The 20,183-nt window shown below is 65.8% G+C and carries 30 protein-coding genes; 15 read left to right on the top strand and 15 right to left on the bottom strand.

What is annotated here, in order from left to right; translation table 11 throughout:
* Window positions 1-29 precede the first annotated feature (29 nt).
* The gene (locus tag ND450_RS16455) at window positions 30-1,169 is read left to right on the top strand and encodes a hypothetical protein (RefSeq protein WP_253326996.1); all 1,140 of its coding nucleotides are present in this window, start codon (window positions 30-32) and stop codon (window positions 1,167-1,169) included.
* 30 nt (window positions 1,170-1,199) lie between these two features.
* Here the strand turns inward: ND450_RS16455 and ND450_RS16450 are convergent, their stop codons facing one another.
* The 5 genes from ND450_RS16450 to ND450_RS16430 all read right to left on the bottom strand — a co-directional run bounded on the left by ND450_RS16450 (window position 1,200) and on the right by ND450_RS16430 (window position 4,163).
* Entirely contained in the window at window positions 1,200-1,994 is a 795-nt protein-coding gene (locus tag ND450_RS16450; protein ID WP_253326995.1) for a GNAT family N-acetyltransferase, read from the bottom strand.
* A 58-nt stretch (window positions 1,995-2,052) separates the two neighbouring features.
* The gene (locus ND450_RS16445) at window positions 2,053-2,964 is read right to left on the bottom strand and encodes an HNH endonuclease (RefSeq protein ID WP_253326994.1); all 912 of its coding nucleotides are present in this window, start codon (window positions 2,962-2,964) and stop codon (window positions 2,053-2,055) included.
* Between the two features lie 179 nt (window positions 2,965-3,143).
* Window positions 3,144-3,479: an ANTAR domain-containing protein gene (locus ND450_RS16440; protein ID WP_253326993.1), complete on the bottom strand. Its 336-nt coding sequence runs from the start codon at window positions 3,477-3,479 to the stop codon at window positions 3,144-3,146.
* Between the two features lie 106 nt (window positions 3,480-3,585).
* Entirely contained in the window at window positions 3,586-3,843 is a 258-nt protein-coding gene (locus ND450_RS16435; protein WP_253326992.1) for a hypothetical protein, read from the bottom strand.
* Window positions 3,844-3,878: 35 nt separating this feature from the next.
* Window positions 3,879-4,163: a hypothetical protein gene (locus tag ND450_RS16430; protein WP_253326991.1), complete on the bottom strand. Its 285-nt coding sequence runs from the start codon at window positions 4,161-4,163 to the stop codon at window positions 3,879-3,881.
* A gap of 179 nt (window positions 4,164-4,342) precedes the next feature.
* On the opposite strand from ND450_RS16430, the gene ND450_RS16425 reads away from it, so the two are divergent.
* Both ND450_RS16425 and ND450_RS16420 read left to right on the top strand, forming a co-directional pair.
* Window positions 4,343-4,834 carry an SRPBCC family protein gene (locus ND450_RS16425; protein WP_371927717.1) on the top strand — a complete coding sequence of 164 codons (492 nt, stop codon included), beginning with the start codon at window positions 4,343-4,345 and terminating at the stop codon, window positions 4,832-4,834.
* A gap of 112 nt (window positions 4,835-4,946) precedes the next feature.
* A complete protein-coding gene (locus ND450_RS16420) occupies window positions 4,947-5,339 on the top strand; it encodes an STAS domain-containing protein (RefSeq protein WP_253326990.1) in 393 nt (130 codons plus the stop codon).
* 213 nt (window positions 5,340-5,552) lie between these two features.
* Here ND450_RS16420 and ND450_RS16415 read toward each other — a convergent pair whose 3' ends face one another.
* The gene (locus ND450_RS16415) at window positions 5,553-5,714 is read right to left on the bottom strand and encodes a hypothetical protein (RefSeq protein WP_253326989.1); all 162 of its coding nucleotides are present in this window, start codon (window positions 5,712-5,714) and stop codon (window positions 5,553-5,555) included.
* Between the two features lie 148 nt (window positions 5,715-5,862).
* Between ND450_RS16415 and ND450_RS16410 the strand changes: the two genes are divergently transcribed.
* Window positions 5,863-6,093, top strand: a complete 231-nt coding sequence (locus ND450_RS16410; RefSeq protein WP_371927716.1) for a hypothetical protein — start codon at window positions 5,863-5,865, stop codon at window positions 6,091-6,093.
* A gap of 14 nt (window positions 6,094-6,107) precedes the next feature.
* Here ND450_RS16410 and ND450_RS16405 read toward each other — a convergent pair whose 3' ends face one another.
* Both ND450_RS16405 and ND450_RS16400 read right to left on the bottom strand, forming a co-directional pair.
* The gene (locus ND450_RS16405) at window positions 6,108-6,335 is read right to left on the bottom strand and encodes a hypothetical protein (protein ID WP_253326988.1); all 228 of its coding nucleotides are present in this window, start codon (window positions 6,333-6,335) and stop codon (window positions 6,108-6,110) included.
* 465 nt (window positions 6,336-6,800) lie between these two features.
* Complete coding sequence (locus ND450_RS16400) at window positions 6,801-7,865, bottom strand: LysR family transcriptional regulator (RefSeq protein ID WP_371927715.1); 1,065 nt, start codon at window positions 7,863-7,865, stop codon at window positions 6,801-6,803.
* A gap of 221 nt (window positions 7,866-8,086) precedes the next feature.
* Here ND450_RS16400 and ND450_RS16395 point away from each other — a divergent pair, with 221 nt between their 5' ends.
* The 4 genes from ND450_RS16395 to ND450_RS16380 all read left to right on the top strand — a co-directional run bounded on the left by ND450_RS16395 (window position 8,087) and on the right by ND450_RS16380 (window position 11,247).
* Window positions 8,087-9,211: a radical SAM/SPASM domain-containing protein gene (locus ND450_RS16395; protein WP_253326986.1), complete on the top strand. Its 1,125-nt coding sequence runs from the start codon at window positions 8,087-8,089 to the stop codon at window positions 9,209-9,211.
* The gene (gene tmk / locus ND450_RS16390; RefSeq protein ID WP_253326985.1) at window positions 9,208-9,861 is read left to right on the top strand and encodes a dTMP kinase; all 654 of its coding nucleotides are present in this window, start codon (window positions 9,208-9,210) and stop codon (window positions 9,859-9,861) included. The genes ND450_RS16395 and tmk overlap by 4 nt, the downstream gene beginning before the upstream one ends.
* Entirely contained in the window at window positions 9,852-10,694 is an 843-nt protein-coding gene (locus ND450_RS16385; RefSeq protein ID WP_253326984.1) for an endonuclease/exonuclease/phosphatase family protein, read from the top strand. Before tmk ends, ND450_RS16385 begins: the two co-directional genes overlap by 10 nt.
* A 61-nt stretch (window positions 10,695-10,755) precedes the next feature.
* Window positions 10,756-11,247, top strand: coding sequence for an NUDIX hydrolase (locus ND450_RS16380; protein WP_256557518.1), 492 nt, complete (start codon window positions 10,756-10,758; stop codon window positions 11,245-11,247).
* A 28-nt stretch (window positions 11,248-11,275) separates the two neighbouring features.
* Here the strand turns inward: ND450_RS16380 and ND450_RS16375 are convergent, their stop codons facing one another.
* A complete protein-coding gene (locus tag ND450_RS16375) occupies window positions 11,276-11,776 on the bottom strand; it encodes an NUDIX hydrolase (protein WP_253326982.1) in 501 nt (166 codons plus the stop codon).
* Complete coding sequence (locus ND450_RS16370) at window positions 11,764-12,912, bottom strand: helix-turn-helix domain-containing protein (protein ID WP_253326981.1); 1,149 nt, start codon at window positions 12,910-12,912, stop codon at window positions 11,764-11,766. Before ND450_RS16370 ends, ND450_RS16375 begins: the two co-directional genes overlap by 13 nt.
* 283 nt (window positions 12,913-13,195) lie before the next feature.
* Here ND450_RS16370 and ND450_RS46055 point away from each other — a divergent pair, with 283 nt between their 5' ends.
* The 7 genes from ND450_RS46055 (at window position 13,196) to ND450_RS16340 (ending at window position 17,539) form a co-directional block, all read left to right on the top strand.
* On the top strand, window positions 13,196-13,507 hold the full coding sequence (locus tag ND450_RS46055; RefSeq protein WP_371927714.1) for a zinc finger protein: 312 nt from the start codon (window positions 13,196-13,198) through the stop codon (window positions 13,505-13,507).
* Complete coding sequence (locus ND450_RS16365) at window positions 13,504-13,779, top strand: hypothetical protein (RefSeq protein WP_253326980.1); 276 nt, start codon at window positions 13,504-13,506, stop codon at window positions 13,777-13,779. Before ND450_RS46055 ends, ND450_RS16365 begins: the two co-directional genes overlap by 4 nt.
* Before the next feature lie 3 nt (window positions 13,780-13,782).
* Window positions 13,783-14,499 (top strand): helix-turn-helix domain-containing protein, encoded by a 717-nt coding sequence (locus ND450_RS16360; protein ID WP_253326979.1) that lies wholly within the window; start codon window positions 13,783-13,785, stop codon window positions 14,497-14,499.
* Window positions 14,500-14,531: 32 nt separating this feature from the next.
* Window positions 14,532-15,419 (top strand): helix-turn-helix transcriptional regulator, encoded by an 888-nt coding sequence (locus ND450_RS16355; protein WP_253326978.1) that lies wholly within the window; start codon window positions 14,532-14,534, stop codon window positions 15,417-15,419.
* Between the two features lie 331 nt (window positions 15,420-15,750).
* Complete coding sequence (locus ND450_RS16350; protein ID WP_253326977.1) at window positions 15,751-16,137, top strand: hypothetical protein; 387 nt, start codon at window positions 15,751-15,753, stop codon at window positions 16,135-16,137.
* A gap of 140 nt (window positions 16,138-16,277) precedes the next feature.
* A complete protein-coding gene (locus ND450_RS16345; RefSeq protein ID WP_253326976.1) occupies window positions 16,278-16,781 on the top strand; it encodes a hypothetical protein in 504 nt (167 codons plus the stop codon).
* The gene (locus ND450_RS16340; protein WP_253326975.1) at window positions 16,778-17,539 is read left to right on the top strand and encodes an aspartate/glutamate racemase family protein; all 762 of its coding nucleotides are present in this window, start codon (window positions 16,778-16,780) and stop codon (window positions 17,537-17,539) included. The genes ND450_RS16345 and ND450_RS16340 overlap by 4 nt, the downstream gene beginning before the upstream one ends.
* Here ND450_RS16340 and ND450_RS16335 read toward each other — a convergent pair.
* Genes ND450_RS16335 through ND450_RS16315 form a run of 5 tightly spaced genes read right to left on the bottom strand, consistent with a single transcriptional unit; the run spans window position 17,536 to window position 20,132 of the window.
* A complete protein-coding gene (locus ND450_RS16335; protein ID WP_253326974.1) occupies window positions 17,536-17,982 on the bottom strand; it encodes a hypothetical protein in 447 nt (148 codons plus the stop codon). The genes ND450_RS16340 and ND450_RS16335 overlap by 4 nt on opposite strands.
* Complete coding sequence (locus tag ND450_RS16330; RefSeq protein WP_089911729.1) at window positions 17,979-18,479, bottom strand: hypothetical protein; 501 nt, start codon at window positions 18,477-18,479, stop codon at window positions 17,979-17,981. Before ND450_RS16330 ends, ND450_RS16335 begins: the two co-directional genes overlap by 4 nt.
* Window positions 18,472-18,972: a hypothetical protein gene (locus ND450_RS16325; protein ID WP_253326973.1), complete on the bottom strand. Its 501-nt coding sequence runs from the start codon at window positions 18,970-18,972 to the stop codon at window positions 18,472-18,474. The genes ND450_RS16330 and ND450_RS16325 overlap by 8 nt, the downstream gene beginning before the upstream one ends.
* Window positions 18,969-19,292, bottom strand: coding sequence for a hypothetical protein (locus ND450_RS16320; protein WP_143091478.1), 324 nt, complete (start codon window positions 19,290-19,292; stop codon window positions 18,969-18,971). The genes ND450_RS16325 and ND450_RS16320 overlap by 4 nt, the downstream gene beginning before the upstream one ends.
* Before the next feature lie 12 nt (window positions 19,293-19,304).
* Window positions 19,305-20,132: a hypothetical protein gene (locus ND450_RS16315; protein WP_253326972.1), complete on the bottom strand. Its 828-nt coding sequence runs from the start codon at window positions 20,130-20,132 to the stop codon at window positions 19,305-19,307.
* Window positions 20,133-20,183: the final 51 nt, after the last annotated feature.

Here is a 20,183-nt window from a genome sequence, read left to right as displayed (position 1 = left end):
CGCTTGGAGTGATGCGGGACAATCGGATGGTGAACACCCGCTTCGCCGACCCCGACTATCAGCTCCTCTGGCCTCGTGACTTGTTCGCGCGTGCGGCCACGTCCTTGATCAATCGCCGCGAGCTCGAGGATTGGGACGAGCGCTGTGAACTGCTTCTGGAGGACGCGTTCGTAGGCGGGTTCGGCGGTCCGGTGACTGAGTTTCGTGAGATCTCGGCGGGCATCGACAAGTGGGGTAACCGGCCTGCTGGAACAGCGCCGCACCTCACGTTGCGGCAGAACTTCCTTCTGGGGCTGGTGCGTAGTGCTGACCAGCTCAGGGAGGACAACTCGCAACGCAGGCAGTACTGGTCGCGCCGGAAAACCGGGGTGAAGGTCGAGTCGGCGAACCTGTCCGCGACGGCGTACGCCTTCGTGGAGCTTGTTGGTGAGCTGGACGACAAGGGGTACTTCGACCGGCGTTTCGGGAAGGACTGCGTTGATGATCCGCGCGGGGGCGGTCCGTCCAGCATGATCGAGCGTGCGATCGGGGTGTCCGGCGCGTGGCCGCTCAAGCCGATGGCGCTCGCGATCGATCTCGACCTCTTCTGCGACATCGTCGAGGTTCTGCACGACCTTGTGGCGCGACCGACCAGTCGAACGCGCCACGGTTTCAGCGATTGCGGTTGGCACCACGGAGACTTCGCGATCGAGTTCGGCCGTGCCATCTACCGATGGCGGGTCAACCAGCTGTTGAAGCGAAGCGACCTTGGTCTGCGGCTCGCCGACGGTGGCGAGGACATCGGGTACATGGTCGTCGTGACGGAGGACTCGCGGGACGAGTTGGTCAAGGCGGTCCTCGCTGAGCCGGGCGATACCGGCGACCAGGTCGGCCACGCCGTTGCGTTGTTCCGGAAGCGTGGTGCTGACCGGAACGACAAGAGGTCGGCGGTTACGTCGCTCGCGCGCATCCTGGAGAGCAAGCGGAAGCTGCTCAAGGCTGAGCTGCTCAGCAAGGACGAGGACGCGCTGTTCATGATCGCCAACAAGTTCGACATCCGGCACCAGAACGAGGCGCAGCAGCCGGACTACGACGAGATCTTCCTCGACTGGGTGTTCTGGTGGTACCTGGCGACGATCGAGTTGGCTGCCAAGGTCGCCGCACGGGACCAGGTCGCCGCGGGCGCCTAGTGGCTGCCTGATCGAGGTGCTGCGAGTAGGTCAGTCGGTGGCGCGGCGACGTTCCAGCATCACGGTGTCTCGCCACACGCCGTGGTGCTGGGCGACGCGTTCGCGGACGCCGAGCGTGCGGAAGCCGGCGGAGTGGTGGAGCGCGAGGCTCGCGCGGTTCTCCGGGAAGATCGAGGTCTGCAAGGTCCACAGGCTGCCTTCGTCGGCGGCGGTGACCTGCTTGTAGAGCAGGGACTTGCCGACGCCTCGGCCGCGGTAGTCCGCGCCCACGTAGACCGAGGTCTCCGCGACGCCGGAGAAGCAGTCGCGGGTCGAGACGCGGGTAGCGGCCGCCCAGCCGGCGACCTCGCCGTCGATCTCGGCTACCCACCGGTGCTCGGGTAGCCACTTCGCTTCCAGCGCCTTGCGGGACGGGGTCTCGGTCTCGAAGGTGGCGTCGTTGGTCTCGATGCCCTCCTGGTAGATCCGGCGCACAGCGGTCCAGTCGCCTGGCTCGAGGGCGCGGATCGCCACGTCGGCCGGGAGTTTCTCGGGGCAGCAAGGTTGAGGTGCGAGGACGCCCATGACGGCGTCGGCGGCTTGCGGCAGGCCCGTGAGCTTGCGCAAGTGGTGCGAGCAGGTGGACTGGGTGATGCCCAGCAGTTCCGCCATCTCGCCGACGGAGACGGGGCGGCCGGCGGTCGCGATGGCGTGCAATAGGCGGACACGAGTCGGTTCGGCGAGGCAGGCGAACCAGTTGGCGTAGGTGGTCGCGTCCTCTGTCTGGAGCGGGCCTTTCTGGTGACACCGCGCGGAACGGGGCCGGACCGAGCGGGAGCTGATCATCGGTTCGAAGGCGGCGGTGAGTGCTATCGCACCGCGTGTTCGCGCATAGTCCTGGTAGTCAAGATGAAGAGGTTCGCGGTTCCAGCAGGTTTCCCAAAAGAACATGAGATGCCGTCATGGCGTGGACGGCTTCATGGACCTCGGGATACAGGTCGAGCAGCTGGGTGATCCGGCCTTCGTCCCACAACTCGACAGCCTTGAGGTCGTACTTCCTCGCGTAGTGGTCGAGCAGGGATGCGACCGATCGTCCACGGTCGCGGGTGACCGCGAGCGAGTTGTTCGTGGCGAAAACGACGTAGTCAGGTCGCTTGTGCCTGGCGTCCGCGTCGAACCAGAATTCGAACCTTCGGGTGATCCGATGCGTCAGATCAGCGGTCCTTCCGGCTCCGTTCAGCGAGTCGTACCTGAAGAACGCTTCCACGATGATGAACCCGTCCCACGGTGCCTCCACCGACGGGTACTCCGCGGCTCTGCCGTCGAACGCGGCGTCGTAAGGGCGTGACCGAGGCCGCCTTCGCTTGGGATCTTCATCCGGACCGAACATGCGCGCGGCGAGCGCCTGGCACACCTTCTCGAACCCCTCGTGACCGAGCTGGTTCAGCTCGTAGTGCTTGACGATGCGCAGCACGTCCTGCTCCGATACGTCACGCCGAATGCCGTCCTCGACCTGACGAGCCTTCCAGCTGAGCAGCTCGTCCACTGGGTATGCAGACGCGTGATCGTCAACGGGCTTGTGGTGGGGCCCGCAGAGCAACAGCAGGTTCTCCGGCGAATTGATCAACTTGCTCGGGTAGGTCGAGTCGTACCGCGGTCCTCTGGCCTTCTCGGACCGAATGTGCGCGATTTCCGCAACCACCGTCAGCAGACCTCGGTCCTCGAACACCAGCGCCACGTCGCAACCTGGAAACGCACACCGTCGCGCTGCGCCGAACAACAGTTTGATCGTCTTCTCCGCGTACGTGCGCGCCATGACGCAGACCTTAGATCGCCGACTGTTACAGCGGACAAGTCAGACGCTCAGCTCAGCGACCACGGCTCGCATGCCACCAGCTGACCATTGACCAGGCCGCGGGCCGCTCCGGCCTGGCCGGGGTCGACTGGAGCCGCTACGCAGGTGGCGACCACCGCCAGCTGTGAAGGACGGTCCGGTCAGGTGGCGGACTCCGCGGTCGTCAGGGTGCGGTCGAACGCGTGCCCCGGGGCGATCCGGCGAACCTCCGCCAGCACAGCGTCGACGACCTCAGCGCCGGGCAGCATCGGCTGTTCGCGACTGGCGGACGCGACGAGGATCGTCGCGACGACGTGGAGCTTGGTGTTCGTGCACTGGGAGAGTCCCACCAGCGCCTCGAACGCCTCGTCCGCGGACCAGTTCTGCAGCACCATCAGCACGCCTTTGGCCTGCTCGATGACGGGTTGCCGATCGAGCGCTTCCCGCAGTTGTTCGACATCGCGGCCTGGCTCGATCGAGGGGTCTTTCGTGGGCATGACGTTGATTTCATCGGATCGAAGACACCGGCGCCAGCCACGAACGGCTGGCCTAACAGGCACGGGCGCTCGCAACCACGCTCAGTGAGGACAGCGGATCGGGTGGTCAGCGACTCTGCACGTCGGAAGATTCGGACAGGTACGCGCCCGGCAGCGTCGGAGAACACCGTTTGCACCGAGGGTCCCGGGCGTTGGGGTTGCGGCGTTCGAGCCGCGTCGCGATGTCGGCCGCGGTCATCCGGCGGGTTGTCTTCCAGCTCTCCCAGCGATGTTCCAGGATGCTGTCGATGCTGCCCCGGCCGTCGAGCTCGACGGCGTAGTGGTGCAGCTCGGTGAAGTGATTGATCGGGTTCGCCATGCTCACGGCCGAGCAGTCCCACGCGTGGATCAAACTCCTGTTCAGCACGTAGGGTGCGACTGCCGGGTGACGGCGTCCAGTTCGCGGTGCCACTGGGCGATCAGCTCGTCCATGCGCTGCACGGCCTCGGCGTGGCTCGCCGCGGCCGAATCGCAGTACGCGCAGCAGCCCGACTCCCAGCTGGTGACCGACCGCACCCAGTCTTGGGCTTGGGCGATGTCGATCTCGCCGGCGGCGACCCGCTCGAGCAACCACTGCACGACCTCGGCGTCGAGTAGCCACCGCACATCGTCGCCGCTGCGCGGCCACTGGACTTGGATCTCCACCTCATCGGGAAGCGATGTGAGCCGATGTGCAACTCGGCATGGCGGAACGTTCCGAGGGACATGACCGGAGATCATCCCGCCGGTGAGGCCGGCCACTGGGGGTCGCCGTAGTAGCGGAGGCGTACCCACTCCTTCGGATGATCATCTGCCGTTGCAGCTCCGATCTTAGCGATCGTGAAGTGGTCACGACCGCATCAAGCCAGGAGCCTGACATGCCGGCACATACCAACAACTCGGTCCTCATCAACGCTCCCGTCGACCTGGTCTGGAGCATCACCAACGATCTGGAGAACTGGCCGCGACTGTTCAGTGACTACGCCTCGGTCGAGGTGCTGGACCGGCAGGATCACCTGGTTCGTTTCCGCCTGACCATGCATCCCGACGAGAACGGTCAGGTGTGGAGCTGGGTGGCCGAGCGCGAGACCGACCCCGACGCACGCATCGTCCGGCAGCGTCGTGTCGAGCCTGGACCGTTCGAGTTCATGGAGACGCGGTGGGAGTACGAGCAGCGGCCCGAGGGCACCAGTGTGCGCTGGATCCAGGACTTCGCGATGACGCCCACCGCCCCCGCCGACGACCAGGCAATGGCCGACAGGATCAACCAGAACGACAAGGTCCAGCTGGAACTGATCCGGGCCAAGATCGAGCATCAGGCAGCCGCGGTCCGGTAAAGGAGGGACGCAAGGTCGCGACGGAGTGCTGAGACGGCGTCGCGGGGGCGCGCAGATTTGCGGCCGAGCCTGATCCCACTTCTCGCTGATCGTGCTGTGACGTCCTACGCTCGTGATCGCACTGCTGCCGCGAGAAGGGTTGGTGATGACGCCGGAGGTTCCGGTCTCGCCCACCGCCGCCGCAGCGCCGTCCTGCGACGTTGCGGCGGCCGGTCTGGTGACCGTGAGCACGGAGGCACGCGATGGTGTGGCAGTGGTGCACATCCGCGGCGAGATCGACGTGGCTTCGGCAGAGCTGCTGAACGAGACGGTCAACGCGCGCCTGGACGCCGGGGATGACCTCGTCTTGGACTGCACCGAGGTCACGTTCATGGACTCCACCGGCATCACCTGCTTCATCACGGCGCAGGACAACGCCAGAGCCGTGGTGTGCGGCTGGTCGTGGCAAGCGACCAGCGCGCCGTGCTGCGGCCGTTGCGGATCAGCCAGCTCGACTCCGTGCTGACCATCGTCGGGACCGTCACCGACGCGCTCGCCCGGCTCGACCGGCACCACGACCTCGCGTAGCTGCTCGTCAGGCCCGTGGTCGAGAGCTGACGCCGCACGGCACGCGAGGTCACCACGAACACACCGGCTCGGTGTCGCAGCACTGCGCGTGCCCCCACCGCTCCAGCAGCATCGACAGGTCTACCGAGGCCAGAAAACTCACCGGTTGGTGTCAGCACGGAGATCGTGGCGTGGTCGACGACTGTCCGTTCCCGGTCAGGCAGATCACGGTCACGAGCAACACGCACACGTCGGCGCGGGTGAGGTAGAGCTGGGCGTTGAGCGCGCGGCCACTGCCGAGGCGTTTGCCGATCAGCTGCCGCAGGAACTCCATGGTCAGCGGCCTGTGCCGGTCGATGTGCCACAACGCGTTCTCAGGCCGGCCCCAGCCGCCGACCGCCGGGTCCTGCCCGGTCGCGGCCTAGGCCTCGCCTGCCTGGATACGGCGCTGGATCTCCCGCACGTCGGCCAGAGCGGCGTTCTTGATCGCCTCGAACACCAGGCAGTTGGAGAAGTTAGGACGGCCCACCAGCCCGTTCGATCTTGAGGTACCGCGTGAGCACGCGCGTGATGCTCGTTGGGTCGAATCGAGGCTGGTGGGCGAGATGGAGTTCCGTCAGTGGACGTCGGACGGACGGTTGCGGCACCCGGCTTGGCGAGGGATGCGTCCTGACCGAGACCCGCTCAGCGTGGTGCTTCCCGCTGCTCAGTAGGCGCCGTTACATCTCTAACCGCATTTGCGTAGAACGTGGAACGGGACGAACTGGTCAACGAGGTACAGCTTGTCGCGGCGGCCGTCGGCATAGCCGATCTCGTAGTTGACCACCCCGAGCCAGTCGCCCTCGACGCTGGGAAAGCGTCCGTGCAACCGGCCTCGCACCTCGCCGGTCAGGTCGAGTCCGGTCGCGATGACGTGTCTTGAGGCGCCTGGTGGGCGGGCGAACCGCCTTTCCAAGCTGACGCCGACGCCCGTGAGTACGGGTCGCCGACCGTGGACGTCGTCACCCTCCCAGGTGGTGAAAGGACTGTTAAGCCCCATGGAGTCCTGCCGGGGACAACGCCATCTGCGCACGGCGGAGGGCGAGTTCGTAGTAGCGCTCGTCGGAGAGTTCCGCACTGGCCGGGGCGGGTGATGAGGAGGTCAAGCGCCAGACATGATCGGCACCGTCGGTGGCGCAGGCCAGGCAGCTGATGTGAGCCTCACCGTCGTGCACGACCGCTCGGAACTGGGAGTGGCCGAGCGTGTGGCGACCGAGCTTGCAGCGTGCGGGCAAGAGGGCCACCGAGCGCCCAGCCGAGTCGAACCTATAGGTGAGATGGCCGTCCATTTGGGACGGTTCGAGAAGCTGCCGATCCATGAGGCGGAAACCTATCACTGTCGTCGCACATATGTTCGATTGGATGCGTGCGGCGCTTGAACTCAACCCGGAAGGGTTGCCGGAACCGACCTTGTCGGGCTTGCTGTCGCGAACGCCGTCCACAACAGGTTGAGCGGATGGTCTGCGGCGTAGCGGACCCGCTCGCCCTTGCGGGCGAAGATGCCGGTGACGATCTCGAGCGCGGGGGCGTAGTCGTTGGCGAGGTCGATCTTGCGCAGGCCGCGGCCTGGCAATCGTCCTTCGAGGACCGCGTCGGCGACGCGCTCCGTGGTGAGCATGCAGCCGTGGGTCAGTTCGGCGTCGAGCAGGTTGAGTCCGTAGTTGAGTGAGTCGATGTCGGCGATGATGTTCAGCTTGCCGCGGTAGTCGGGTCCGTACCAGCGGCCGAGGAACTGGGCGAGCAGGCCGGCGGTCGGCGCGAGGAGCGGAAGCGCTGGCAGCTTCGCGGCGGTCACCGGTGTGTCGGGTAGCTCGCGGGTCGTGAGGTTGGTGAGCAGCGCGACACGTTCGCGATGCCATTCCAGGAAGTCGTAGTCGAGTTCGGGCGGACCGCCGACTTGCGCGGCGAAGCTGCCGCAGACCATGTCGACCTTCTTGGCGTCGAGCTTGCGCCACAGGTCGCGAGTGCGGACGTGCTCGATGTTGAGGCGGATGTCGCGGCGCTCGAAGTCCGCGCGCAACGTCGGCCACACGGCGCCGAGGAACTCGACGGTGAACTCGGTGGTGCCGAAGGTGACGGTGGAGCCGAGTCGCCTGCGGCTGCGGTGCAGGCTGTCGGTCCACGACGCCAAGGTCTGGATCGCCAGCTCGACCACCTCCTCGCCGGACGGGGTGAAGAGGAAGTCCTTGCCGCGACCTTGTTTCAGGACCAGTGCTTCGCCGACGAGGCGGGTCGCGGTGCGGTTGAGGTTGTCGAGCTGCTTTTGCACGCTGGACTGCTCGCGGCCCAGAGCGCGAGCCGCGCGTTGCGCCGTGCCGGTGGTGTGGACGACGGCGAGTGTGCGCAGCTGGTCCAGGCTGACGTCGAGCATTTCCGGCGGGCAACCCAACAGGGTCGCAAGCAGCTCCTCCGCGTCGACCTCGTCCGCGATGTCGGGCACCGTCATCTCCTGGTTTCTGTTGGCTGCTGGACCGCGTCTCAAGTGCTTGTTGTCCGTGCAGACAATCGAGTTGTCGCTGATCGCAGTTGTACTCGTAATGTCCTAAAGATGTCCACTTGGACATCTAAAGCCGCGCTATTGTTCGTCCGAACATCTATCCGGAGGCCTGATCTGGCACTCGATCACCGACGGCAACGGGGACCCGCGGCCGTAGATGGGGGAGGTTGATGATGACTGGTGCTCGGAGCATTGCCGGAGAGGCGTTCGCCACGACCTGCTATTTCCGGACCACAGTGGACAGTCCGTATCGCAAGGCTCTTGTCCAGATCAACGAGGACTGCAACCTGCGCTGCGCGCACTGCTTCGTGTCGGCGACCCGTGTCGGCAAGCAGATGTGTCTGGTCGACATCGTCGACAGGGTGATCCCGCAACTGAGTGAGGCGCGGGTCAGGCGGGTCACGATGACCGGCGGAGAGCCCACGATCCATCCCGATTTCATGGCGATTGTGCGGGAGTTTCGCGCGGCAGGCATGGACGTCGGAGTGTGCACGAACGCGACCGTCCTGAGCGACGAGCAGATCGCCGAGCTTGCGCGTCTCGGAGTGCACTGCAACGTCTCGCTCGACGGCTTCGCCGCAGACTCCCACGGCAAGTTCCGCGGGGACCGTGCCAGCTTCGACGTCACCGTGCAGACGGTGAAGAAGCTCGGTGCCGCTGGAATTCTGCAGGGGTTGCTGTGCACACCCAACTCGTTGGCGCAGAACGAGGAATACGTCGAGCTGTGCGAGTTCGCACGCACTCACGGAGCGCGTTACGTGCTGCTTAACCCGTTGGGCAGCATGGGGCGTGGCGTCAAGTCGCAGGGCAGGCTCGCGAAGACCACCCTGCACATGCAGGAGATCCAAGCCTTGACCGAACCTTTCGACGGTCCGGAACTCGACATCGCACACATCCGCTTCCCGAACACCGATGGGAAGCCGCTGTCGGGCTGTGAAGCAGGAACGATCATCTACGTGTTCACGCCTGGTGAGGTCACCGTGTGCCCGTACCTGGTGTTCGCCGCGAGAACTCCAGCCTCTCAGCACGCCGACACGGAGTTCATCGTCGGGAACATCCTCACCGACGATGACATCGCACAACGCCTGGACGACTACCGGTTCCACGACCGCCATCAAGTCGGCACCAACAACACCTGCGCGTCGTGCGCGATGAGCTCCGAATGCGGCAAGGGTTGCCCGGCAGCCGTGGTCGCCTCCGGTGGCCGGATCGGCGACGTGGACGCCGAGCAGTGCCCGATCACCTCCGACCACACCGCAGGGGAGCGCCGGCTGCTGCCGTTGATGCCGGTATGACCACCGTCTTCGACGAGCCGCGACGTCTCCCGGGAACGTTGATCACCTTGGACGGTCCCGGTGGTGTCGGGAAGTCCACCGCCGCGAAGCTGGTGGCCGGCCTGTTGATCGAGGCCGGGATACCGGTGCACGTGACAGCGCAGCCATCTCGCGCGCCACTGGGGGAGCTGGCTCGGCACGGCACCGACACCTACCGGGGAATGGCCTTGGCGTGCTTGTGCGCAGCCGACCGGCACCACCAGCTCGACGCCGAGATCAAACCCGCGCTCCGCGAAGGTCACGTGGTCGTCTGCGACCGCTATGTCGCGTCGTCGCTCGTGCTTCAGGGACTTGACGGCTTGTCCGCCGAGACGGTGTGGCAGCTCAACCACGGCGTCTACCGCCCGGACCTCTCGATCATCCTCAACGGCGACCTGGCTGTGATCGACCACCGGCTGCGCACGCGCGGCGGACACAGCCGCTTCGAGCGGGCCGAGGACAACAGCGACATGGAGTCCGGGCTCTACGTCCACGCCGTCGTAGACCTGCAGAGCAAGGGCTGGTTGGTCGAGACGCTGGACTGCACCACCGACGACGCGACCACGATCGCTGCAAGGATCGTGTCGCTGATCCACCGAGTGATCGAGGAGAAGATCGCGGTATGCCGCTGAGTCTGCTGACCGTCAACGTCGGAGCGCCGTCCGTGGACCGTGCACAACGCCAGCTCCGGTGGCTTGCTGCTCGACCCGAGGAAGTCCTGGTCCTGACCGAGACCAAAGCCACGGCCGGCAGCGAGCTCCTGGCCAAGGCGTTCTCGTCGGCCGGGTACTTGGTCACGTTCCCGGAACACTCGAAAGGTGAGCTCGGCGTGATGATCGTCAGCAAGCTCGCCGCGGAGGTGGACCCAGTCGGGGCTGCTCTGGACTACCTGCCTGCGCGGGCCGCCGGGATTGTCGTCGACACCGAAGACGGCCCACTGCGTGTCGTCGGCGCTTACGTGCCGTCTCGAGATGCCACCTTGGAGAAGACCGAACGCAAGAAGACGTGGATCGACCGGTTTCATGCCGCGTTGGATACGACGTCATCCGACACGCCGGTCTTGTTGCTGGGCGATCTGAACGTGCTCGAGCCAGGTCATCAACCAGCCCACCGCGGCCAGTTCGCACAGTTCGAGTACGCCTTCTACGAGGCGCTGACAGAACGGCATCGCCTGACGGACTTGTTCAGGAACCTGCACCCCGATCGGGTCGAACACAGCTGGGCACGTCGTCCAGAGCTGGGCTACCGCTATGACCACGCCCACGCGTCGTCAGCGGTCGTCGAACGGCTCTTGAGCTGCGAATACGTGCATGAGACCAGGGAGGCTGCCGCGGATGGCTCGCGTCTGACCGATCACTCGGGACTCGCCGTCCGGGTGTCGCTTTGCGCAAAGCGGACGCTGCTAACGTCTGACCCCGCAATGGCGGTCGACGCGCTCAACGAGCCGGAGCCAACTCTGTTCTGAACTCCGGCACCACCCGCGCCGGCTGCTGCCCAGTCAGCCGACCGCGAGGAACGCCCGCCGGATGTCCACCACTGCCACCACCCCACGCATCGGCGCTCGGGTGCTGCTGCTCGACGCTCACGACCGCGTGCTGCTCATCCACGCCTGCGATCCGCACGACCGCGGCCACCACTGGTGGGAGCTGCCCGGCGGCGGCCTCGACGAGGGCGAGAAGCCGGAAGACGCCGCTCTGCGCGAGGTGGCGGAGGAGACGGGAATCGTCATCCCATCGCTGGGACACAAGCTGTGGATCCGCGAATCCCGCTTCCACTACAAGGGACGCGACCACCACCGCGAAGACCACGTGTTCCTCGGCCGCATCACCGACACCGCGCCCAAGGTGGCACTCAAACCCACCGAGAACGAGAAGGCCGGGCTGATTGAACGACGGTGGTGGTCAGCAGCCGAACTGCACCGGTGCGCGGACAAACTGCTTCCTGCTCAGCTCCCCGGTCTCCTCGACGAACTCCTCGAAGACAAGCTCGGCACCACCCCGCTGAACCTGGTCGATTGACCGCGATCCGGCAGCTAGGACTGGCGCTTCAACGAGGGCTTTCTGCATAGTCGGTCGAGCTGTGTTCGAGCGCCTGGAGCGCACGTTCCAGGCGAAGCGCCATGTCGGCACGGAGCAACTGCTGGGCCTGACCAGGCGACACCACAGTGACCTCGCTGATCTCTGGGTCGTGCGGTGCGAGCTGCTGGAGCTCCTCGTCCGACAGGACGCCACCGTCGAAGATGAAGAGCAGCTGGTCGTCCCACGGACCGTGCGGTCCGATCCAGTCGACCACGAGTACACGCCCTGGTTCGATGGAAAGGCCCAGCTCCTCGCCGACCTCACGAACTGCAGCGGCGCGTGGAGCCTCGTTGTTCTCGACCATGCCGCCGGGCAGGTCCCAGTCCTCCTTGTAGGTCGGGTTCACCAGCACGACGTGCCCGCGCTGGTCCCGGAGGAGCACGTCGGCGGCGACGCGCTTGCGAGCTTGCTTTGCGTTGCCTTCGGCGAGATAGGCGAACCGGGCGTCGTCGTCCGTCAGACCGGCCACGTCGCAGTTTGACCTTCCTGGGCGTCGGATACGTGGCTCAGCGCGCCCAGGGTGGCGAGGAAGTGCGCCACCTCGGGAACGCTGCGTGCCGACGCCAAGGTACGCCCCAGGTCGTTCAGCTGATCAAGGACTCGGGTCGAGCTGAGCGAGGCTGTCACCTTGCAGACCTCGCTGCCGAACGTGGCGGCTTCATCCGGGCGGCCCGCACCGACCAGGATGTTGGCCATCGTGAGCTGGCCGAACGCCCGGCTGCGGACGCGGTCACCTGAACGCAGCTGGATCGCGGTGGTGGCGCGCTGTTCCGCTGCCGAGTACTCGGCGAGGTCGAGGAAACACTGGGCCGCCTCACTGGCGAGAGACGCCTCGTCGAAGTTGGCGATCCAGTCAGCCGGCTTCTCACCGGCTGCGTGGTCGAGCAGCGACTCCGCTGTGTCGAGCGCCTGCGCGCACGCCAGGTTCTCACCGCTGAGTGCCAGCGCCCTGGCCCGCATCGTGTGCAGGCGAGCGGTGAGCCGGATCGTGCCATCGGCCTGGTCCGACTTCGTGATTCCAGTAGTGGCGATCCTCAGCGCGTCGGTGTGTTGTCCCAACTCGATCGCGAGATGCGACATCGACGCACACGCGTTTCCGGCCAACGCGTTGTTCTCGGCGGCTACGGCCAAGCGGAATGCTCGCTCGAAATACGCGCGAGCGCGGGAGTTCTGACCGCTGTCGTGCGTCATCCAGCCCGCGATCTCCGTCATGGATGCTGCGGCGGAGAAGATCTCCGCCGCCGTACCACCGCATGCGTCCAGCAGGAGCGGCGCGATCTCCTGGCTGAGGAACAGCTCGACCGACGGAAGCAGCACGCCACCTCCGAGACGCCGGTCTGTCTCCTGGAACGCCAACGAGGCGCTCTGGATCCGGCCTACGGCCTCATGTCCGGGCCGCCTGGTTTTCTGAGGAGTCGCAATCGGTGCGGGATGTTTCTGGGCCGGATCGAGAAGCTCGACCAGCTCGGCAGGAGTGATCTCCAGGGCTGCGGCCAGCCGAGGCTGGATGAACGGGTCGGGCGAGTTCTCGAGCCGATCCCAGCGACCGACTGAGACGCGGTCGACTTTCAGGTGGTTCGCCAGGCTTTCCTGGGTGAAGCCCATGGCTTCGCGGCGCCGTGCGAAAGCACTTCGCCACCTGGCCATTGGAGCCCCCGAAAGTGTCGGCTGATGCTGGTCAGCGTATCGCGCGAGTTTCGCCGGCTGGCGATTGTCGATAGGGAAGTTCTGCTTTCACCCGATCGGGTCAGCTTGTTTTTTTGCACGTCAACGGCCTGCGTGTGGCACATGTGTGGCATTCGCGTTGCGTCTGCGACGTGGTGACGGGTCTTGGTGTCGTCGTTTAGTCGATCTCGCCCACCGGTTCGCAGCCGGAGAGGAGGGGATCATGACCGTGACAACGCAGTCCGTCGTGGACGCGCCGATGAATCTGAGCGGTCTTACGCCGCCGGAGCCATTCCGTTGGTTCCCATGTCTCGGAGCGCGTCACGCAGTGCCTCGAGGTTCTGCGCTGCCGGGTGACCGCATCGAGTCGCTGTGCGGCGAAAGCTTGACCGTCCCGGACGTCGAGCCGCCGAAGTACCCGGACTGGCTCTGGCCGGAGTGTGTGGAGTGCGACAGCGAATGGCGTGAGAGGACGGGACGACCTCAACGACCTCGGTTGCCCGCACCTGCGAGGGCATCTGGAGCGCGGTCATGACCAACGGCGTTCTCGAAGCAGCGTTGCGCAACGAACTCGTCCGCGAGCTGGAACTGCTCAACAAGATCGCGGACGAAGGTGACGAAGACTCGGTCATCTTGATGGGCCGGCACGACGTTCCTCGTATGGCCGCGTCGTTGCTGGCTCTCGTGGACCTGCACAAGCCGAACTCCGACGGCCGCTGCTCGCAGTGCCACCGGTTCCGATGGTTTCCCTGGCCGAGAACCTGCCAGATGCTCCTGACCGTCCGTCTCGCCTGGACATCGAGGTGAATCGTGAAGTTGATCGACAAGGTCTCGGCCGATGACCGCCTCACCTTCGATCGGAAAGCAGGCCTCGTACTGGTGGCGATGCTCGAACGGGCCGGCGCCGAGTTCGGGTTGAGCCGCCTCACCGAGCTGGTGCTGCTAACCGAGCAAGACGTGATCAACCAGCTGCGGCGCTTCACCAAGGAAGGCCTGCTGGACCGCAGGACCGATCAGGACGTGTTTCCCGCCAAGGACTTCTTCCACCTCCCACCGGCGAACGCCGACCGCGCTCGTCTGAAGGTTCAACTCGCAGACGAAAGCGTTCTGAGAGAGCTGGCTGCGGAGCGTGGTCTGGATGTCGATCGTGCTCTGGGTCTTTTCCCGGAGGGGCAACGGTACGAGATGGCGCTCGGCAAGGCGCTTCGCGACGCCCGCAACGAGATGGGCTGGAGCCTTGAAGATGCTGCCATCAAGGTCAGGTCGATCACGGCGGAAGCCTTGTGCAGGTACGAGCACGGAGACGGTGTGCCCTCCCTGATCGTCCTCGCCGAACTGGCCCAGGCGTACGAGGTCGACCCGAGCGATCTCGTCGTACACGCGGCATGTCACTCCAGAGTGGATCAAAGAGTCCACTCGCTGAGGATTGCCAATCCGGTTCTCAGGGCCGTTCTGGCTCACTCCTTCGCGATCAGGGCGAAACAGGAGCTGCAACGGACGAAGTCTCGAAGGACTCAGATCGCGTGATCAGCCGATCGACCAGCACAAGGGATATGGGTATGCCGAAGAGGGACTCCACCGTGCGCGGCCGTGAGTTCGGTGACGGGTTGCGGGCGGTTGTCGAAGCGACTGGACTGCCTGCTCGTGAGGTCGCGGACAAGGTCGGTTGGCACGAGTCCAAGCTGTCGAACGTGATCAACGGTCGAGGTGGGGCCACTCTTCTTGAAGTGGCTCTGCTGCTTGGCATGTGCCAAGCAAGCCCTGCAGAGCAGACGCACCTCTTGTCGCTGTACCCAGTTGCTGACGAGAAGGGTTGGTGGCAGCAGCACGGCAAGTTCTCGCCGGTCCTGTCTCGCACGGTCACCGAGAACCTCAGGGCCGCGGAGGCGTTGGTGGGCTGGCAGACGCACATGGTCCCGGTGCTCCTGCAGACTGTGGACTACATGTCCGCGGTGCTCAGTGCATCCCGGACTATCCCTGCGGACGAACTGCAGCAGAGAGTGCAGGCACAACTAGCCATGCAGGAAGCGGTTCGTCAGAACCAGGTGAAGTGCACCTTCTACATCCACGAATCCGCGTTGCACCTGGAAGTCGGTGGCGCCGAGGTGCACGGCGGACAAGTGTTCCATCTCTTCCTCATGTCAGCGTGGTCGAACATCGATGTTCGGATCGTTCCCTCCTCAGCCGGAGCGCATGCGGGGCTGGCAGGCCCCTTTACATCCCTGGCCTTCGAGAAGTACGTGCCGCTGGTGTGGGTGGAGACCGACAACTCCAGCCTCTTCGTCGAGAACAAGGACGCGATCGCCGGGTACGAGAGCATTGTCAGCGCGCTCGACGAGGTCAGCTTGAACGCAACTGAGACCCGCGCGTTGCTCGCGCGCCTACATGAGGAAGTGGAGGCTGCAAGCACGGCGCAACCGAACGATTCACTCGACCGCGTGAATTGAGTGCCGTTTACGTAGGGCCTTGGAGAAGATCCAAGCGCACGGCCCACGTCGGAGATAGCCAGCCTGAGCAGGCCAATCTTCGACCAGGGGACGGCGATGGCGGCTGACTGGCTGTTGGTCGAGACATTCGGCGGTCATCTGAGGAACATGGTGCTCTGCACTGCAGGTCGAAGTCTCGGCCGTCGATGACTTCACTTAGGATCGTCTTGTAGTGTGCGTGGTACGTGTACAGGTCTGATTCAGCGACGTAACCGTGTCGGCGATATTGGTGCGTCTTCGCTCGAAACTTTGCCCGAGCGCCGGCATGGCCAGAGGTCCTAGTCTCCGCAGCATGACTGGTAACGAGCTGACACCGAGGCGTAAATTCATCGTTTCTGCCGAGATCGAGTTGGAGGTAGCTGACGTGGCCGCGTTGGAGCGTGCTGCGTTGGAGTACATCGATGGGATGGTGTTCGTGTTGGATGACTCGTTCGGGCAGGAGGAAGACGACCTGCGTGCGGCCGAACGTGATGACGTCGCCGACAACCCAGCTGCAGCGCTGTCCCTTCTCCTCGATCTGGATCCCGTGATCGATGTCCGCGGCGTTGAGTCTCACGGCTCACGTATGTCGATCAGTGAGATCGGTGAACCTGGCCAAGAAGCGAGGTGGACGAATTCTGCTGATCTCCTCGTATGTGCGCGATCCTGCCTTAAAGAATTCGCTGGACCACCACGTTGACCTCGCGGTCGTGAGATGGCCTGGTGGGGAGGGAGGTCTCGCCACCAGGAATGGGAACGCTCTCACCCGGAGAGCGGTTGTCGGCTGTGCGCGAGCTGCACGAGGGTGGCGGCTGACAACGTTGTCCGGGAGGTCGCGCCATGCGTCGAGTCCGTGCCTTGGTGGTCGTGCTGGTGTCGGCAGTGGCCCTGTTGGTGCCCGCTGGGCCTGCTGTCGCTGGGGACGCGCCGAGTTATCCGGAGTTCCCGTATCCGGCGACGACCTACCAGGAGCCGTTCCGCGGGCAGTTCCACTTCAGTTCACAGGCCGGGTGGATGAACGACCCCAACGGGCTGGTGTTCGCCAACGGGCTCTACCACTTCTTCTACCAGCACAACCCGCACGGGCTCGAGTGGGACACGATGCACTGGGGCCACGCCACGAGTCCGGACCTGGTGCACTGGACGCAGAAGCCCGTCGCGCTGGAACCGGGTGTGCACCCCGGCACGCTGTTCTCCGGCGGTGGTGTCGTCGACAAGGCCAACACCTCAGGCCTCAGGACCGGTGCGCTGGACCCGATCGTCGTCTTCTCGAACACCAACGGCGTGAGCGTCTTCTACAGCAACTTCGCGTTCTTCGCCCTGCTGTCCAGGGGAGACCGGTGAGGATCCACGTCGTCAACCCCAACACCAGCGCGGCCATGACCGAGACGATCGGCCGCGCGGCCGCAGCGATTGCGGGACCGGGCGTGGAGGTGCGGACGACGTGCCCGTCGATGGGACCCGTGTCGATCGAGAGCCACTACGACGAGGCGCTCAGCGTGCCGGGCCTGCTGTCCGAGATCGCGTCATCTCCAGCGGACGGGCACGTGATCGCCTGCTTCGGTGATCCGGGCCTGGACGCCGCCCGCGAACTCGCCGAAGGCCCCGTGATCGGCATCGCGGAGGCGGCGATGCGCACCGCGACCTGCCTGGGCAGGGGGTTCAGCGTCGTCACGACGCTGGACCGCACCCGAGGCCGGGCCTGGGACCTCGCCCACCGCTACGGCATGGCGGGGTTCTGCCGGGGCGTGTCGGCCTGCGACGTGCCGGTGCTGGAGGTGGAGGCCGCGGTGGACGCCGTGGTCGCCGCGTGCCGGGCAGCGGTGGCGGCGGACGGGTCGGACGTGGTCGTGCTCGGGTGCGCCGGCATGACGTCGCAGCGCGCGGAGATCGAGCGACGGGTCGGCGTGCCCGTCGTGGACGGTGTGCAGGCGGCGGTGCTGCAGGTGGAGTCGTTGGTGCGCATGGGTTTGCGGACGAGCGCGGCGGGGGAGTTCGCCGCACCACCGCCCAAGCCCTACTCGGGGCTGCTGGAGTCGTTCGCGGTACCCGCGCTTCGGAACGGGTCCGCCACCGGTGTGGTGGCGGACCCGTGTGCCTAGACCGGTTCGAGCAGCGCGGAGATCCGGGCGACCCGCCCGTCCGCACCGAACTCGAAGTGCAGGTAGCGGCCGTTGACCTGGTACCGGTCGAAGCTCGGGCCGGTGCGTTCCGGGGTGCCCAGGAACGCCCTGACCTCGTCACGGGTGGCGGTGGCGGAGAGCCCCTGCACCAGTTCGCCGGGACGCGGGTACACGCCGTAGGTCTCGTCCTCGGGATCCGGCTGGGTCCTCACCATCGCCGAGGCCAGGACGTCGTCTTCGAAGAGCAGCTCGGTGCCGGCGTCCTTGAAGACGAAGTACGTGGACTTCTCGCCGTCGAAGTCGTACTCGCTGACCTCCATCTGGGGGCCGACCAGGACGACCGCTTCGAGGATGCGGCTGTCGCCCTGGCGGTGGCCCAGCACGTCCAGCAGCACGGTGATCTCACCGGAAACCGTCGTCATATGCCCTTCTTTCGGTTCGCAGCGCGCAACTCGTCCAAAGCCGCGTCGACGTCCTTGGCCGAGTAACCGTGAGCGAGGAGGTTCTTGCGGGTCGTAGCGTAGTCCCTGTTCGCGGCCTTGCTGAGGTCCGCCGCGTCGTCCTCGATCTGCTTCTTCGTGTTCTTGCCCCGGTACGTGTCGCTCTTCGCGTGGACGTCCTTCGGGACCTCGATGGCGTTCGCCTTGTTGTGCAGGGCGTCGGCCTCCTGCCTCGTCAGCTTGCGGCCGAGCCGCTTCTCCTCGGCCTTCTTGAGCGCGGCCGACGACGGGATGTGGTCGTGCTCGAGGTTGTCGCCGACCTTCTCCCGCTTCTTGAGGTTCGCGTAGGAGTCGACGTCGAGCGGCTGGACGTTGCCGCCCGCGGGGCGCTTCGCCGTCCGCAGCTTCGTGCCGATGGGGTTGAAGACCCCGGCGTTGGTGATGGTCCTGTTCTTCTTGGGCTTCTTGACCTTAGGCATTGAGCACCTGGCTGATGGCGAGGTCGATCGCCTGGTCGAGCAGGATCGAGGTGATCTCCTTGAAGATGGGGATCTCCAGCAGCGAGGCGCCGAACGTCGGCACCGCGGTGGCGATGGCCTGGGCGATCTGGACGGCGAGCATGGCCAGCTGCACGACCACGGCGATCTTGAGCGCGACCACGACACCCGCGCAGACGTAGAGGCCCGCACCTACCAGCGACGAGGCGGTGGCGCCGTCCTCGAGGTTCTTCTTCGGTGACTCGTCGTCGGCCCAGAACGCCTTGAAGCCGTCGATGGCCGCGCCGCTGTTCGCGCTCAGCACCTGCTGCGCGTGGCCGTCGGCGGTGGCCGCGGCGGGACCGAGGCGGTCGGCGAAGTCCGACCAGAGACCGCCGAGGTCGAACAGCTTCCCCTCGTCGCTCTCGGGCCAGTTGAAGCCCAGGGTGTTGAGCAGGCCGGACAGCTCCGGCGGCAGCATCATGCCGGTGGTCATGCCAGCTCTCCCATCACCTGCTGGAGCGACTGCTGGTTGGCGGCCTCGACGGCCGTGTACTCGTCGGCCATGCCCTGCAGGGTGGTGCCGATCTCCGCGAGACCGTCGGCGTTGTCCTCGAACGACTCGAACGCGGCCTCGGAGACGATCTGGTAGATCGTGCCCAGCGCCGAGCCGAGCTCGTCGGCTCCGAACGCGCCGGTCAGCGCTTCGACCTGGCTGCGGAACGCGGCGATCTCCCCGGTCAGGGAGTCGCCGGTCCCCAGGATCTCCTTCGCGGATCCGCCGATCGCCTCGGCGGACACTTGCATCCCGGACATCGTTGTCACTCCCTAGTCGACGGTGCGCATGATCGAGGTGAGGTTCGTGGTGTAGGCGCGCAGGTGCTGCATGCTCTGCTCGCGGACCTTCTCGGCCTGTTCGCTGACCGCCTGCAACGCGGCGACGTCCAGCGCCGGCCTGTCCACGGCGGCGGCCTGGCGTTCCCAGTCGTCCATCGCGGTGTTGACCGCCTGGATCACCGCCTGCGTCAACTGCGCGGGCGGGTACTGCACCGCGACGACGGTCAGCGACAGGGTGTGGACCTGGCCGCTGGTGACGGTGGCGTTGACCTCGTTGGCCTCGTCGCCGCCCTCACCGACGACCACCGGCGCCGGATCCGCCGACAGCGCCGCCTGCGTGGAGGCCACCACCCCCAGCGCGTCCTGGAACAGGTGGTCGACGTACTGGGGCGTGCTGTCGCCGCGGATGCCGGTCTTCGCCATCGACGCCTCGAGCAGGCCCTGGATCCGGCGCAACGCCTCGCCGCCCTGGCGGGTGAAGTCCGCGAGCTGCTGCCCCAGCGCGGCCAGGTCGGGTCCCGGATCACCGGCACCGGGCGTGTCGATCAACGACTGCTCCAGCGCGGCGTTGACGGCGTCCCTCATCGCCTTCGACACGGCACCCGGCGGTTGCGCGAGCAGGTCCGGGTGGACGTCGAGCCAGATGATCCGGCGGTCCCGCACCACGACGCTCACACCCGGCGCCGTGGCGACCGAGTCCTCGAGCTCGTACGGCTCCGGTGCCGGCGGCGCGTACCCCGCTCTCGCCAGCGCCAGCCTGTGGTGCTGCTCTGCGAGCCGGGCCTCGTGGTCCTCGTCCTGCCTGTCACCCTCTGCCATGAAATACCTCCCTGCTGCGGAGAGTAGCAACAGGAACACGAAGAGGTGACT

This window comes from Lentzea sp. HUAS12 (assembly GCF_024125735.1).
In the GTDB taxonomy this organism is placed as follows: domain Bacteria; phylum Actinomycetota; class Actinomycetes; order Mycobacteriales; family Pseudonocardiaceae; genus Lentzea; species Lentzea albida.
This window is presented reverse-complemented; position numbering and strand designations above follow the sequence as displayed.

Excerpts from the sequence above, each read along its gene's own strand:
- ND450_RS16440 (WP_253326993.1), bottom strand. The coding sequence starts at position 3,479 with ATGCCCACGAAAGACCCCTCGATCGAGCCAGGCCGCGATGTCGAACAA.
- ND450_RS16445 (WP_253326994.1), bottom strand. The coding sequence starts at position 2,964 with ATGGCGCGCACGTACGCGGAGAAGACGATCAAACTGTTGTTCGGCGCA.
- ND450_RS16315 (WP_253326972.1), bottom strand. The coding sequence starts at position 20,132 with ATGGCAGAGGGTGACAGGCAGGACGAGGACCACGAGGCCCGGCTCGCA.
- ND450_RS16400 (WP_371927715.1), bottom strand. The coding sequence starts at position 7,865 with ATGACGGTGCCCGACATCGCGGACGAGGTCGACGCGGAGGAGCTGCTT.
- ND450_RS16370 (WP_253326981.1), bottom strand. The coding sequence starts at position 12,912 with ATGGGCTTCACCCAGGAAAGCCTGGCGAACCACCTGAAAGTCGACCGC.
- ND450_RS46055 (WP_371927714.1), top strand. The coding sequence starts at position 13,196 with ATGACCGTGACAACGCAGTCCGTCGTGGACGCGCCGATGAATCTGAGC.
- ND450_RS16345 (WP_253326976.1), top strand. The coding sequence starts at position 16,278 with ATGCGTCGAGTCCGTGCCTTGGTGGTCGTGCTGGTGTCGGCAGTGGCC.
- ND450_RS16330 (WP_089911729.1), bottom strand. The coding sequence starts at position 18,479 with ATGCCTAAGGTCAAGAAGCCCAAGAAGAACAGGACCATCACCAACGCC.
- ND450_RS16320 (WP_143091478.1), bottom strand. The coding sequence starts at position 19,292 with ATGTCCGGGATGCAAGTGTCCGCCGAGGCGATCGGCGGATCCGCGAAG.
- ND450_RS16450 (WP_253326995.1), bottom strand. The coding sequence starts at position 1,994 with ATGATCAGCTCCCGCTCGGTCCGGCCCCGTTCCGCGCGGTGTCACCAG.
- ND450_RS16325 (WP_253326973.1), bottom strand. The coding sequence starts at position 18,972 with ATGACCACCGGCATGATGCTGCCGCCGGAGCTGTCCGGCCTGCTCAAC.
- tmk (WP_253326985.1), top strand. The coding sequence starts at position 9,208 with ATGACCACCGTCTTCGACGAGCCGCGACGTCTCCCGGGAACGTTGATC.
- ND450_RS16335 (WP_253326974.1), bottom strand. The coding sequence starts at position 17,982 with ATGACGACGGTTTCCGGTGAGATCACCGTGCTGCTGGACGTGCTGGGC.
- ND450_RS16350 (WP_253326977.1), top strand. The coding sequence starts at position 15,751 with ATGACTGGTAACGAGCTGACACCGAGGCGTAAATTCATCGTTTCTGCC.
- ND450_RS16365 (WP_253326980.1), top strand. The coding sequence starts at position 13,504 with ATGACCAACGGCGTTCTCGAAGCAGCGTTGCGCAACGAACTCGTCCGC.
- ND450_RS16380 (WP_256557518.1), top strand. The coding sequence starts at position 10,756 with ATGTCCACCACTGCCACCACCCCACGCATCGGCGCTCGGGTGCTGCTG.
- ND450_RS16395 (WP_253326986.1), top strand. The coding sequence starts at position 8,087 with ATGATGACTGGTGCTCGGAGCATTGCCGGAGAGGCGTTCGCCACGACC.
- ND450_RS16385 (WP_253326984.1), top strand. The coding sequence starts at position 9,852 with ATGCCGCTGAGTCTGCTGACCGTCAACGTCGGAGCGCCGTCCGTGGAC.
- ND450_RS16355 (WP_253326978.1), top strand. The coding sequence starts at position 14,532 with ATGCCGAAGAGGGACTCCACCGTGCGCGGCCGTGAGTTCGGTGACGGG.
- ND450_RS16415 (WP_253326989.1), bottom strand. The coding sequence starts at position 5,714 with ATGGAGTTCCTGCGGCAGCTGATCGGCAAACGCCTCGGCAGTGGCCGC.